12 protein-coding genes and 1 pseudogene are annotated in these 12588 nt (G+C 71.9%); 7 read left to right on the top strand and 6 right to left on the bottom strand.

The features are described from left to right. Positions 1–148: 148 nt before the first annotated feature. Positions 149–445, top strand: coding sequence for a hypothetical protein (locus N4G66_RS24530; RefSeq protein WP_261706334.1), 297 nt, complete (start codon positions 149–151; stop codon positions 443–445). Between the two features lie 238 nt (positions 446–683). Here the strand turns inward: N4G66_RS24530 and N4G66_RS24525 are convergent, their stop codons facing one another. The 3 genes from N4G66_RS24525 to N4G66_RS24515 all read right to left on the bottom strand — a co-directional run bounded on the left by N4G66_RS24525 (position 684) and on the right by N4G66_RS24515 (position 4441). Further along, positions 684–1643 (bottom strand): helix-turn-helix transcriptional regulator, encoded by a 960-nt coding sequence (locus tag N4G66_RS24525; RefSeq protein ID WP_261706333.1) that lies wholly within the window; start codon positions 1641–1643, stop codon positions 684–686. Positions 1644–2015: 372 nt separating this feature from the next. Next, positions 2016–3770: an ABC transporter ATP-binding protein gene (locus tag N4G66_RS24520; protein WP_261706332.1), complete on the bottom strand. Its 1755-nt coding sequence runs from the start codon at positions 3768–3770 to the stop codon at positions 2016–2018. Between the two features lie 89 nt (positions 3771–3859). Then, positions 3860–4441, bottom strand: coding sequence for a rhodanese-like domain-containing protein (locus N4G66_RS24515; RefSeq protein WP_261706331.1), 582 nt, complete (start codon positions 4439–4441; stop codon positions 3860–3862). Positions 4442–4522: 81 nt separating this feature from the next. On the opposite strand from N4G66_RS24515, the gene N4G66_RS24510 reads away from it, so the two are divergent. Further along, complete coding sequence (locus tag N4G66_RS24510) at positions 4523–4810, top strand: metal-sensitive transcriptional regulator (protein WP_261706330.1); 288 nt, start codon at positions 4523–4525, stop codon at positions 4808–4810. A 3-nt stretch (positions 4811–4813) separates the two neighbouring features. Here the strand turns inward: N4G66_RS24510 and N4G66_RS24505 are convergent, their stop codons facing one another. Then, a complete protein-coding gene (locus N4G66_RS24505; protein WP_261706329.1) occupies positions 4814–5560 on the bottom strand; it encodes a sulfite exporter TauE/SafE family protein in 747 nt (248 codons plus the stop codon). Positions 5561–5826: 266 nt separating this feature from the next. Beyond that, positions 5827–7173 (bottom strand): annotated as a pseudogene (locus tag N4G66_RS24500) (rhodanese-like domain-containing protein); the annotation flags it as partial. Positions 7174–7424: 251 nt separating this feature from the next. On the opposite strand from N4G66_RS24500, the gene N4G66_RS24495 reads away from it, so the two are divergent. From N4G66_RS24495 to N4G66_RS24485, 3 genes are all read left to right on the top strand, one after another. Further along, positions 7425–8510, top strand: a complete 1086-nt coding sequence (locus N4G66_RS24495; protein ID WP_261706328.1) for an S-(hydroxymethyl)mycothiol dehydrogenase — start codon at positions 7425–7427, stop codon at positions 8508–8510. Beyond that, positions 8507–9139, top strand: a complete 633-nt coding sequence (locus tag N4G66_RS24490) for an MBL fold metallo-hydrolase (protein ID WP_261706327.1) — start codon at positions 8507–8509, stop codon at positions 9137–9139. The genes N4G66_RS24495 and N4G66_RS24490 overlap by 4 nt, the downstream gene beginning before the upstream one ends. 188 nt (positions 9140–9327) lie before the next feature. Next, complete coding sequence (locus tag N4G66_RS24485; protein WP_261706326.1) at positions 9328–10254, top strand: SDR family oxidoreductase; 927 nt, start codon at positions 9328–9330, stop codon at positions 10252–10254. Positions 10255–10275: 21 nt separating this feature from the next. On the opposite strand, the gene N4G66_RS24480 is transcribed toward N4G66_RS24485, so the two are convergent. Next, positions 10276–10848: a hypothetical protein gene (locus N4G66_RS24480; protein ID WP_261706325.1), complete on the bottom strand. Its 573-nt coding sequence runs from the start codon at positions 10846–10848 to the stop codon at positions 10276–10278. Between the two features lie 59 nt (positions 10849–10907). On the opposite strand from N4G66_RS24480, the gene N4G66_RS24475 reads away from it, so the two are divergent. Then, on the top strand, positions 10908–11705 hold the full coding sequence (locus tag N4G66_RS24475; protein ID WP_261706360.1) for an SDR family NAD(P)-dependent oxidoreductase: 798 nt from the start codon (positions 10908–10910) through the stop codon (positions 11703–11705). Between the two features lie 165 nt (positions 11706–11870). After that, positions 11871–12566 carry a L,D-transpeptidase family protein gene (locus N4G66_RS24470; protein ID WP_261706324.1) on the top strand — a complete coding sequence of 232 codons (696 nt, stop codon included), beginning with the start codon at positions 11871–11873 and terminating at the stop codon, positions 12564–12566. Positions 12567–12588 lie beyond the last annotated feature (22 nt).

Raw genomic sequence — 12588 nt, 5'->3', positions numbered from 1 at the left:
CGGACCGGCACGGAGCCGACCGCGAAGCGCCTCATACCGAGCCTCCTCCGCCCCGGGGCCCACGGCAAACGCAAGAGCCCGATGCGCCTCTCGGGTGAGCGCGAGGACCGGGCCGTGTCCGCCCGGGGCCGGGGCCGTTGCTGATTGCATGATCTCAACACGACGTATCGTCGCCGCCGTTGGTCTCGCCGTCGGCGTCACGGGACTTGCCGCGCCGATGGCGACGGCCGTGGGCTCGGAGGCCCACGACGCCGGGAAGCTGAACCCCATCTCCACCCTCGACTCGCTCGCGCTGAGCGACATCCCCGCCGAGGACCAGGCCGAGCTTCTGCGGCCCTCCACCCAGCTCGCCGGCCTGAACCGACTGAACGACCTGAACCAGCTGCACCAGGTCACCGACCTCGCCGCGCCTGCCACCGGGCTGCTCGGGGGTATCGAGAGCTAGTGGGTAGCGCGAGCTGATGGCGGGCAAGGGTCCGCGTCGGACACGGCCGCGGTGGGCTCCGGCGGAACAGCGACGTTCCGCCGGAGCCCGCCGTCGTCGGCGCCCGACCAGACCTGACCCGACCCGCAGTCCGTGGTGCCCGGCCCGGCCGACTCGGCCCCGTCCGGCACGGCCCGGTCAACACGCCGGCCGGCACGCTCACGTACCGGCCGGCACGTTCACGGACCGGTCGGCACGCTCACGTACCGGCCGCGTGCCCGGTTCGCGAGGTGAAATCCTCTTCGGCCCGTGCCCCCGGGATGCCCGTGCCCTGTCCGCGTACCGCCGTGCGGAACGCGATGGGTGCCTGCCCGGCGCGCTGGTGGAAGTACTTGGCGAAGTTCGTGGCACTGGAAAAGCCCAGCTCGGCGGCGATGCGGGCGGCGGCCAGGTCGGTGTGGGCGAGCAGCCGCTTGGCTTCCAGGACGACCCGGCGGTCGATGAACTCCTTGGCGCCGATCCCCGCCGAGTCGAGGGCGGCCCGGGACAGCGTTCGGGCGGAGTAACCGAGGACGAGGGCGTAGTCGTCCACCCGGCGGGTGTGCGCGAAGTCCCGTTCGACGGTCTCGCGGAACCGGAGAAAGGTTTCGCTTGGCCCGGTGGCCGGGCTGTCGGGCACCTCGAGGTGGGCCAGGCGCAGGATCAGCACGTCCAGAAGATGACGCAGTACGGCGATGTGCGCGTCGAGCGGCAGCCGCCCCGGTGTCAGGAACTCGTGCTCCAGATGTGCCGTGGCCACCCGCAGCGACGCGGCGTCCTCGGCCTTCGGGGTGCGCAGCACGCGCGCGTGCGGATCGTCGAGCCGGGCCGCGCGGACCGTGGCCGCGCCCGGGAAGTCCCGCTCGAAGACGATCAGCGTTCCCTCGGCCTGGGTGAGATCTCCCCACTGGAGGACCTGCCCGGGGCGCGTCCACAGCCAGGAGCCCCGCTCGACGTCGCGGGCCGCGAAGTCCACGGTCTGGCGCAGTGTGCCGGAGGTGAGCGTGAGCACCTGGTGGAAGGCGGGGCGCTGTGGCACGCCGGGATCGATTCCGTGGGCGCGGGACCGGGCGCGCAGCGCGGCCAGTGAGATCACTTCCAGGCCGGCGGGTGTGCCGGCGGGGGCCGCGAAGACGATCTCGGGGACGGCCTGCCAGGCCGGGTGTCGGTTCTTGACCATGATCAGTCGCCTGCGTATCCGGGTGGGACGTGCCTCCCCGCCCGGTCGCGGGTGGTCGCGAGCGGATGACCGCCCCGCGTGGCGGAAAGAGGGCATCACGATAGAGGAGAGTCGGTCCATGGCCAAGGAACTCGAGGAGATCGCCGACGTACCGAAATATTCGGGGAGTTCGGCGAGTTCGGTGCGTCCTGCGGCTCGGCGTTCTTTTTTCAGGAGCGGCCCGGTGCGAGTGCCGCGGGGGCCCGGTGACGTACCCGAGCACCTGCGAACCGCCCCGGCACACCGTCGTCGGCTTCTTCCGTTCTTTCCGGCGTAACGGCGTAACGGCGTAACGGCGTAACGGCGTGCCGGGGTCGGGTCATGGTGCCGAGGTCATCCGGCGGTCGCGAGGAACTGGGTGGCGGCCAGTTCGGCGTAGAGCGGATCCCCGGCGACGAGTTCGCGGTGGGTGCCCACGGCGCGGACGCGGCCCGCGTCCATCACGACGATGCGGTCGGCCGTAGTGACGGTGGACAGCCGGTGCGCGACCACCAGTACCGTGGTCGTACGGGCCACATCGGCGACCGTGTCACGCAGCGCGGCCTCGTTGACGGCGTCGAGCTGCGAGGTGGCCTCGTCGAGGAGCAGCAGCCGGGGGCGGCGCAGCAGGGCCCTGGCGATGGCGACGCGCTGACGCTCGCCGCCCGACAGCTTCGTGCCGCGATGGCCGACCAGCGTGTCCAGGCCGCGCGGCAGCCTGGAGACCAGGCCGTCGAGGCGGGTCGTCTTCAGGACGCGGGTCAGCTCGCCCTCGTCGGCCTCCGGATTGCCGAGCAGGAGATTGTCGCGCAGGGAGCCCGACAACACCGGCGCGTCCTGCTCCACATAGCCGATGGCGGACCGGAGCCGGGGCAGATCCCAGTCCTGAAGCACACGGCCGTCCACGGTGATGAGGCCCGCCTCGGGATCGTAGAACCGCTCGATGAGCGAGAAGACGGTGGTCTTGCCCGCGCCGGACGGGCCGACGAACGCGGTCAGACCTCGGGCCGGGACGGTGAACGTCACCCCGTGGTGGACGTACGGCAGATCGGCGGCGTACCGGAAGCGGACGTCGTCGAAGGCGAGCGCGGCCGGTGCGGCGTCCGGGGCCGGCAGCGGAGCGGGCAGGGCGGCCGGTTCCGCGGGCAGCCGCAGGGCCTCCTGGATACGGGCGAGCGCGGCGGCGCCGGTCTGGTACTGCGTGACCGCGCCGACCACCTGCTGGATCGGTGACATCAGATAGAAGACGTAGAGCAGGAAGGCGACCAGGGTGCCGACGTCGATGGCGCCGGTCGCGACACGGGCGCCGCCCACCGCGAGGACCGTGATGAAGGCGATCTGCATCGCCAGACCGGCCGTGTTGCCCGCGGCCGCCGACCACTTGGCGGCCCGCACGCTCTGCCGCCAGGACTCCTCGGCGGCCTCGTGGACGGTTCGCTCCTCACGGTGCTCGGCGCCGGACGCCTTGATCGTGCGCAGCGCGCCGAGGGTTCGCTCCAGCGAGGCCCCCATCACCCCGACGGCGTCCTGAGCCTGCCTGCTCGCCCGGTTGATGCGCGGCACGATCAGCCCGAGCACCGAACCCGCGCACAGCACCACGCCCAGCGTGACGCCGAGCAGCACCACGTCGACCAGGCCCATCATCACCACCGTCGCGACCAGGGTGAGGCCGCCGGTGCCGAGGCCGACCAGAGAATCGGTCGTGACCTCGCGCAGCAGGGTCGTGTCGGAGGTGATGCGGGCCATCAGGTCGCCGGGCTCACTGCGGTCCACGGCGGGTATGCGCAGCCGCAGCAGGTACGAGGACAACTCGCGCCGCGCGCCGAGCACCACCGACTCGGCGGTGCGCCGAAGAACGTACGAACCCAGCCCGCCCACCGCCGCGTTGGTCACCACCAGGGCCGCCATGCCGAGCAGTGCCCGTCCGATCGGGCGGTCGTGCGACAGGTCGTCGATGAGCCCGCGTGCCACCAGCGGCAGCAGCAGGCCGGTGGCGCCGGTCGTGAGCGCCAGCAGCGCGCCAGCGAACAGCGCCCAGCGGTGCGGTCGTACATACCCGAGCAACAGGCGCCACGCGGGCACCTCGGGCTCGGCCTCGGTCAGGCTCACGGCGCTCCTTGCGGGAGTTGAGACGGAGCACTCAGGCTACGGCGCAGGTGCGTCCGGACCGATTCCAACTGCCCCAGGTCCGCGCGGACTCAGGACACGCGTTTCCCAAGTGCCGTCAGGGTGGCGTCGAGGTCCGCCGGGCGGGGCCGGTTGTGCGGGAGCCTGGAGAGCAGCGCGGCCATGCCGCACGTATCGGTGAGCGCCGAGAACACCAGGCCGCCCGCCACCCCGGCGGAGAGCAACCGCCAGGCGGGGTGCCGCAGTCCGAGGCCGAGGCCGGTGAGGACGACGGCGCCGGCGGTGAACCTGACCTGGCGCTCCATGGACCAGCCGGCCCGCGTGGAGCCGGCCGGGCGGTGCAGCTCGTGTCCGCGTTCCGCCCAGGCGTTGGTGCCGCCGGTGAGTGTGGCCGTCGGCACGCCGTGCTCGGCCAGCAGGGCGCAGGCGTTCGCCGAGCGGTTGCCGGAGGCGCAGACCAGTAGCAGTTCGGGACGGGCGTCCCCGAGCACGGACAGGGCCCGGTGGAGCAGGTCCAGGGGGATGTTGAGGGCGCCCGGCAGATGCCCGGAGGCGTATTCGCCGGGGGTGCGGACGTCGATGACGGTCAGCTCGGTGAGCCGGCCGCGGGCCTGGTCGACGTCGAGGGAGACGATGGAGACGGGGGAGTTCATGCGGAGTGTCATCCTTGCTCTTCGGGGGTGCCCCGCAGGGCGGAGTACCATACCCCTAGGGGTATGGCTTAAGGAGTGTTCGTGGAACTGGAACTCGCGGGTGCCGAGCTGAAGTCCGTGCTGAACCGGCTGCGCCGGGCACAGGGGCAGATCTCCGGAGTGATCCGGATGATCGAGGAGGGACGCGACTGCGAGGACGTGGTCACCCAGCTCGCCGCGGCCTCCCGCGCCCTGGACCGGGCCGGTTTCGCGATCATCGCCACCGGGCTCCAGCAGTGTCTGACCGACGTCGAGAACGGCGGGAAGAACGGTGAGAGCAGTGAGCAGATGCGGGCCCGGCTGGAGAAGCTCTTCCTGTCGCTGGCCTGAGCCTCACAGCACGACGTCCAGGAGCATCAGCGCGGCCACGGCCAGCAGGGCCCATGCGAAGATCCGCTGAAGTGCGCCGCCGGACACCCGGGCCGCCAGACGCTTCCCGTCCCACGCGCCGAGGACGGCCGCCCCGGCGAACGGCGCCACCACCGCCCAGTCGAGGCTCTGTGCCGTTCCCGCCCGGGCGAGCAGCGCGGCGAGCGAATTCGCCGTGATAACCAACAGGCTGGTGCCGACGGCGGCCCGCATCCGCAGACCCACGACGTTCACCAGGGCCGGTACGGCGAGAAAGCCGCCGCCCACGCCCAGTACCCCCGTCACCGCCCCGAGGCCCGCGCCCGTTCCGGTGATCCGGCCGTTTCGCGCGGGCGTGACCCCCGGCTCACCGGCAGCCGGCCGGAGCATCCGGACCGCCGCGAGGCCAGCGATCAGCGAGAACGCGCCGGTCAGGACGGTGGGAGGCAGCTGTCCGGAGACCGCGCCGCCCAGTGCCGCGGGGATCAGCCCGGCTGCCGCGAACAGCGCGCCCGCACGCCAGCGGACGGTGCCCTCCCGGGCGTGCGCCGACAGTGCGGTCGCCGAGGTGACGGTGACGATGACCAGGCTCGCGGTGGTGGCCGCCGAGGGAGTGAAGCCCAGCAGATAGATCAGGGCGGGCACGGTCAGCACACTGCCGCCACCGCCCAGTGCTCCGAGCGCGAGCCCGGTCACGGCTCCGGCGGCGAGCGCGAGGATCAGGACGCTCACGTCGCGGGGTCCCCGAGCTCGTGGCCAGCCCCGTCGAGCGTGGCCGGGTCGCTGCTGTCGTCGCCGTACCTCCGATGAGGTGCGTGGGGTGCGGCAGGGGCAGGGGCAGGGGCAGGCGCAGGGGTGAGAGCGGGGGCGGGAGCGGGGCGCGAGTCGTCGCCGGGGGCTTCGGCACGTCCGCCCGGTTCGGGCTTGTCCAGCGCGGCCGCACCGGCTCCGCGGTCCGTGAGCTCCCGGGGCCCTGGGGGCGCGATCTGCGCCATGGGCAGCCCGGAGGTGCCCGCGGCGGCGAAGGAGTCGTCGACGGCCACGACCTCGCGGCCCGCCGTGTCGAGCAGCGAGGCGGCGATGGCGGCCCGCATGCCTCCGGCGCAGTGCACCCAGACGGTTCCGGCGGGTATCTCCCCGAGCCGGTCGCGTACCTGGTGGACGGGGATGTGCACCGACCCCGCGACATGGCCCCCCGCGCGCTCGGAGTCGCGCCGGACGTCCAGGATCACGGCCCGGCCGGGGACGGCGTACGCCTCGGCGAGTTCGGCGAAGCCGGCGCGCCGGAAGGTGCGCGGCCGTTCCCCCTCGCGCAGCCAGTCGTCCGGTGAGCCGATCGCCGCGGCGGCCGGCCGGTCCACGCCGACCCGCACCAGCTCTCGCTGTGCATGGGCGAGTTGTTCCGGAGAGTCGGCGAGCAGGGTGACCGGCCTGCCCCAGGGAAGCAGCCAGGCCAGATAGACGGCGAGCTGACCGTCCGCCTCGAAGTTGACCGCCCCGGCGACATGCCCCGCGGCGAACGCGATCCGGTTGCGCAGGTCCACGACCCACTCGCCGGCCGCGAGCCGTGCGGCGATCTCCGCGGCGTCCGCGAGCGCGGGCGGGGTGAGATCGACGGAGGCCGGGCCCCCGGCGTTGGCCGGGCCCATGTGCGCGTAGTACGCGGGTACGTCGTCGAGCCCGGCGAGGAGGTCCGCGACGAACGAGTCGACATCCTTGACCAGGGCTTCGTTGCTGTCGCGCTCACGCCCGATCGTGGTCGCTCCGCCGTCGGCGCCTCCGGCGGAACAGAAGCTGCCGAAGCCGTGAGTGGGCAGGACGGCGGTGTCGTCGGGCAGCTCGGCGGCGAGCCGGTGCGCCGACGCGTGCTGCGCGCGGGCGAGTGCCCCGGTCAGTCGCGGCTCCACCAGATCGGGCCGGCCGACCGTGCCGATGAGCAGGGAGCCGCCGGTGAAGGCCGCGAGGGCGCGCCCGCTCTCCTGGAGGACGTACGAGGTGTGGTGCGGGGTGTGTCCGGGCGTGGCCAGCGCGCGCAGTGTCAGCCCGGCGTCCACCTCCACCGTGTCCCCGTCGGCCACCGGCACCCGCTCGAACGCGACCCGGGCGCCGGCCGGGACCAGGTAGGCGGCCCCGGTGAGCCGGGCCAGTTCCAGGCCGCCGCTCACGTAGTCGTTGTGCAGGTGCGTCTCGACGACGTACGCGATGCGCACACCCCGCCGGGCCGCCGCCGTGATCACCCGCTCGATGTCCCTGGGCGGATCGACGGCGACGGCGGCGCGCGGGCCGCCGGCCAGATAGCTCCGGTTTCCCAGGCCCGCCACCTCGATGGTGTCGACGAAGAACACGGCAGCACTCCTCTCCTGCGTGAAGCCCGAGGGCTTCGCGGCTCTACGAAATTACCCCCGGGGGTATATCTCCACCGTAGCAGAGGTACCCCCGGGGGTATCTGAGGGCTGGTGTCGATGCGCTGCCGGTGCACGGGCGGCCGATCGCCTTACCGGGGGCCGGGGGCGCCGCGGGCCGGCTGGCCTTCTACCGGCCGGTCACACCGTAGGGTCGGTTGACGGAACGTCGACCTAGGGAAGGGCTCACTCACATGGCGCAGGAAGTACGGGGCGTGATCGCACCGGGCAAGAACGAGCCGGTGCGCGTCGAGACGATCGTCGTGCCCGATCCGGGGCCGGGCGAGGCCGTGGTGCAGATCCAGGCCTGCGGGGTCTGCCACACGGACCTGCACTACAAGCAGGGCGGCATCAACGACGACTTCCCGTTCCTGCTCGGCCACGAGGCGGCCGGAGTCGTGGAGTCGGTCGGCGCCGGGGTCACGGACGTGGCACCCGGTGACTTCGTCATCCTCAACTGGCGTGCGGTGTGCGGGCAGTGCCGTGCGTGTCTGCGCGGACGCCCCTGGTACTGCTTCAACACCCACAACGCCAAGCAGAAGATGACCTTGAAGGACGGCACCGAGCTGTCCCCGGCTCTCGGTATCGGCGCCTTCGCCGAGAAGACGCTGGTCGCGGCCGGACAGTGCACCAAGGTCGACCCGGCGGTCTCCCCGGCGGTCGCCGGACTGCTCGGCTGCGGTGTGATGGCCGGCATCGGGGCCGCCATCAACACGGGCAACGTCGGCCGGGGTGACACGGTCGCTGTGATCGGCTGCGGCGGTGTCGGCGACGCGGCGATCGCCGGCTCCCGGCTCGCGGGCGCGGCGAAGATCATCGCCGTGGACATCGACGACCGCAAACTCATCACCGCCGAGAAGCTCGGCGCGACGCACACCGTCAACTCCCGCGCGACCGACCCCGTCGAGGCGATCCGCGAACTCACCGGCGGCTTCGGCGCCGACGTCGTCATCGAGGCCGTCGGCCGCCCGGAGACGTATCAACAGGCTTTCTACGCCCGCGATCTCGCCGGCACGGTCGTCCTCGTCGGCGTGCCGACCCCGGACATGAAGCTCGAACTCCCCCTGATCGACGTCTTCGGACGCGGCGGCGCCCTCAAGTCGTCCTGGTACGGCGACTGTCTGCCCTCCCGCGACTTCCCGATGCTGATCGACCTGCACCTCCAAGGGCGCCTCGACCTGGGCGCGTTCGTGAGCGAGACGATCACCCTGGACGACGTGGAACCGGCCTTCGAGCGGATGCACCAGGGCGACGTGCTGCGCTCGGTGGTGATCCTGTGACGAGCGCCCGCATCGAACACCTCGTCACCTCGGGCACGTTCTCCCTCGACGGCGGCACCTGGGACGTCGACAACAACGTGTGGATCGTGGGAAACGATCACGAGGCGATCGTGATCGACGCCGCTCATGACGCCGACGCCATCGCCGAAGCGGTGGGAGACCGGCGACTGCGGGCGATCGTGTGCACGCACGCCCACAACGATCACATCGACGCCGCCCCCGCCCTCGCGGAGCGCACCGGCGCCACCATCTGGCTCCACCCCGACGACCTGCCGCTGTGGAAGGTCACCCACCCGGACCGCCTGCCCGACGCCTGGCTCCAGGACGGCCAGGTGATCGAGGCGGCGGGCGCGGACCTGACCGTGCTCCACACCCCGGGCCACGCCCCGGGCGCGGTATGCCTCTACGCCCCGGGCCTCGGCACGCTCTTCTCCGGCGACACCCTCTTCCAGGGCGGCCCGGGGGCGACCGGCCGGTCCTACTCGCACTTCCCGACGATCGTCGAGTCGATCCGCGACCGGCTGCTCTCTCTGCCGGCCGACACGGTCGTCCGTACGGGACACGGCGATTCGACCACGATCGGCGAGGAGGCGCCCCACCTGGAGGAGTGGATCGCACGCGGCCACTGACGCGGCCCTGTCGCCCTGGCGCGGTGCCGTCCCGCCGCTCTGCCGCGCCGCACGTCCGTTTCCGCCGTGCCGCGACACGGCGGAAACGCCACAGAGATACCTGACAGAAGATGTCCGGCTTCCGGGAGACGCTCGTAGAAACCCCGGGTGACAGCAGCCCGTGGACGCTACGCGCACGGAGGTCGGACATGTCAGGGCCGTTGGAAGGCACGCTGCGGGACAGGGTCGCCCTGGTGGCGGGCGCGACCCGGGGCGCGGGCCGGGGAATCGCCGTGGAACTGGGCGCGGCCGGCGCCACCGTCTACGTGACCGGGCGCAGCACGCGGGAACGCCGTTCGGAGTACGACCGTCCGGAGACCATCGAGGACACCGCGGACCTGGTCACCGCAGCGGGCGGGCGGGGTATCGCGGTCCCCACGGACCACCTCGTGCCGTCCGAGGTAGCCGCGCTCGTCGCCCGGATCGCGGACGAGCAGGGCCGCCTGGACATCCTGGTCAACGACATCTGGGGCGCCGAGAAGCTCTTCGAGTGGGACGCCCCCGTCTGGGAGCACGACCTCGACAACGGACTCAGGATGCTCCGGCTCGCTGTCGAGACCCACGCGATCACCAGCCACCACGCGCTGCCCCTGCTCCTGCGCCGTCCCGGCGGACTGGTCGTCGAGATGACCGACGGTACGGCGGAGTACAACCGGGACACCTACCGGGTCTCGTTCTTCTACGACATCGCCAAGTCGGCGGTGCTGCGCATGGCGTTCGCCCTCGGACACGAACTGAGCCCGCGCGGCGCCACCGCCGTGGCCCTCACCCCCGGCTGGCTGCGCTCGGAGATGATGCTCGAAGCCTTCGGCGTGACCGAGGAGAACTGGCGCGACGCCGAGGAACGCGTCCCGCACTTCGGCATCTCCGAGACGCCGTTCTACGTCGGCCGCGCGGTCGCCGCGCTGGCCGCCGACCCCGAACTCGCGCGCTGGAACGGGAAATCCCTCTCCAGCGGACAGCTCGCCCAGGTGTACGGCTTCACCGACCGGGACGGCAGCCGCCCGGACTGCTGGCGCTACATGGTCGAAGTGCAGGACAAGGGGAAACCGGCGGACGCGACGGGGTACCGCTGAGGGGCAGGAGGGCCGGGGACCTCAAGCCCGGGGCGGCGACTGGGCGGGGCCGAGGCCGGTGCGCGCGTGGAGCGGTGGCACCTGCCACGCGTCCGGTCGCCCCGTCGTGAGCGAGAGGTCCGCGCGCACGGCCGCGTAGTACGCCTCGCGCTCGCTGCGCTGGCGTACGAGCAGGGCCTGCCAGGCTTCGGGGTCGCGCGTGCGTTCGTAGAGGAAGCGCTCCATCTCCATCACCACGACGACCCAGGCACGCGACTTCTCCACCACCTCCGGAGTGCCGAGGAGGAGCAGTGCCTCTCCGGCCGGGTCCCCGGCTTCGGCGGCCTCGGCCAGCAGGGGAGCGGCCTCCTCGGGCGGCAGCGGATGCGGGTGGGGGTCGTTGCCGAGATGGGCGGCGACGCGGTACGTCAGCGTGATCGTCTTCTTCAGGCATCGCGCGTAGTCGGAGTAGACCGCGAGTCGCCGCTCCTCCCAACGGGCCGTCTGCTCGCGCCCGAAGCGGGCCCGGTCGCCCCGCACGATCGCCAGATACGAACCGAGGGCACCGATGATCACGCCGATCAGCGCCGGGAGTTGCTGCATGAAGGCGGACATGGGCGCACGGTATCTGTCGCCGCGACGATCACGGCAGTACCTTCCCTGCCATGACTGCGATCACCACGATGAGGCGTTTCGAGGGATACGGGGTTCTGATCACGGGTGCGGCGCGGGGTATCGGCGCGGCGACCGCCCGCCGCCTCGCCGAGGAAGGCGCTCAAGTCCTCGTCACCGACGTGGACTCGGCACAGGCCGGGAGGACGGCCGCGGCGCTGCGCGAACTCGGCGCGCGGGCCGAGGCGTTCACCTGCGACGTGGGGGAGCGGGCACAGGTCGAGGCCGCCGTGGCGTACGCCGTGAACGCCTTCGGCTCGCTCGACGTCCTGGTCAACAACGCCTTCCGGTGCAGCCCCGACGCCCCGCTCTTCGAGGACGAGAGCGACGAGGTGTGGGCCCGTGACCTCGACATCACCCTGACCGGCGCCTACCGCTGCGCCCGCGCGGCGCTTCCGCACCTGGTCGCCTCCGGCCGCGGTTCCATCGTCAGCATCGGCTCCGTCAACGGCATCCAGGACTTCGGCAACCACGCCTACAGCGCGGCCAAGGCGGGACTGATGTCGCTCACCCGCACCCTGGCCGGCCACGCCGCCGGCCGGGGCGTCCGCGTCAACCTGGTGGCTCCGGGAACCGTCCGCACCACGGCCTGGGAGGGCCGCGAGGACGATCTCGCCTCCGCGGCCCGGCTGTATCCGCTCGGCCGGGTCGGCGAGCCGGAGGACATCGCGGCCGCCGTCGCCTTCCTCGCCTCCCGGGACGCGTCCTGGATCACCGGCACGACGCTGTGCGTCGACGGCGGCCTCCTCGGCGTCAACAACGGGTTCCGGCAGACGGTCGTGTTCCACGGCGACGACTAGAACGGCGACGGTGGGGGTAGGGCTCCGTCCCGCGCGGAGACGGCCCGGCGAGGAATGTCACTGTTTCGTCCCGTCCTCGCCGGCCGTACAACGCAATACCCTCAAGGGCGGTCTAGATGCTAGAAGGCAGACAGACAGATGACGGACACGACAGGAAGGCCCGCCATGGGGGACGTACGCAGAAGAGGAGCCGTCGCGCTCGGGCTCACCGGACTGGTCGCACCGCTCACCCTCGCCCTGGGCTCGACGCCCGCGCAGGCCGCGAGCTGCACGACGGCCACCGGCCCGAACCAGAAGCAGGTGGAGAAGTTCCTCGGGCGGCCCGTCGACGGACGGCAGTCCGCCGCCGACTGCAAGGCGATCCAGGCCTTCCAGACCAAGCACGGCATCACCCCGAACATCGGGTACGCGGGACCCGTCACCTGGGGCGTGATGGATCTCATGAACAAGCAGAAGGCCGTGGGGAACAACCCCAACCGGGACGGCAAGTGCCCGGTCAACAAGGGCCGTATCGCCTGCGTCAACCTCACGCTCCAGCTCAGCTGGATCCAGGACGGCAGCCGGCTGGTCTACGGACCGGTCCCGGTCCGCACGGGCAGGGACGGCTACGAGACCCGTACCGGCCTGAAGAAGATCTACTGGCGTGACATCGACCACGTCTCCAGCATCTACAACGTGTCCATGCCGTACAGCCAGTTCTTCGACGGCGGCCAGGCCTTCCACTCGGTGGGGCTCAGCATGTGGAACCCGCCCGGCTCGCACGGCTGCGTCAACATGACCCCGACCACGGCGAAGAAGTACTGGTCACTGCTCAAGAACGGCGACGACGTCTCCGTGTACGGCCGCAAGCCCGGCACCTGAGTGACGAGCTTCACGGTCCGTT

The organism is Streptomyces rhizosphaerihabitans, assembly GCF_025399795.1.
GTDB classification, from domain to species: Bacteria; Actinomycetota; Actinomycetes; order Streptomycetales; family Streptomycetaceae; genus Streptomyces; species Streptomyces rhizosphaerihabitans.
The sequence above is the reverse complement of the archived record's forward strand: the minus strand, read 5'-3'. Positions and strand labels throughout refer to the sequence as shown.

Excerpts from the sequence above, each read along its gene's own strand:
- N4G66_RS24525 (WP_261706333.1), bottom strand. The coding sequence starts at position 1,643 with ATGGTCAAGAACCGACACCCGGCCTGGCAGGCCGTCCCCGAGATCGTC.
- N4G66_RS24485 (WP_261706326.1), top strand. The coding sequence starts at position 9,328 with ATGTCAGGGCCGTTGGAAGGCACGCTGCGGGACAGGGTCGCCCTGGTG.
- N4G66_RS24470 (WP_261706324.1), top strand. The coding sequence starts at position 11,871 with ATGGGGGACGTACGCAGAAGAGGAGCCGTCGCGCTCGGGCTCACCGGA.
- N4G66_RS24495 (WP_261706328.1), top strand. The coding sequence starts at position 7,425 with ATGGCGCAGGAAGTACGGGGCGTGATCGCACCGGGCAAGAACGAGCCG.
- N4G66_RS24530 (WP_261706334.1), top strand. The coding sequence starts at position 149 with ATGATCTCAACACGACGTATCGTCGCCGCCGTTGGTCTCGCCGTCGGC.
- N4G66_RS24480 (WP_261706325.1), bottom strand. The coding sequence starts at position 10,848 with ATGTCCGCCTTCATGCAGCAACTCCCGGCGCTGATCGGCGTGATCATC.
- N4G66_RS24515 (WP_261706331.1), bottom strand. The coding sequence starts at position 4,441 with ATGAACTCCCCCGTCTCCATCGTCTCCCTCGACGTCGACCAGGCCCGC.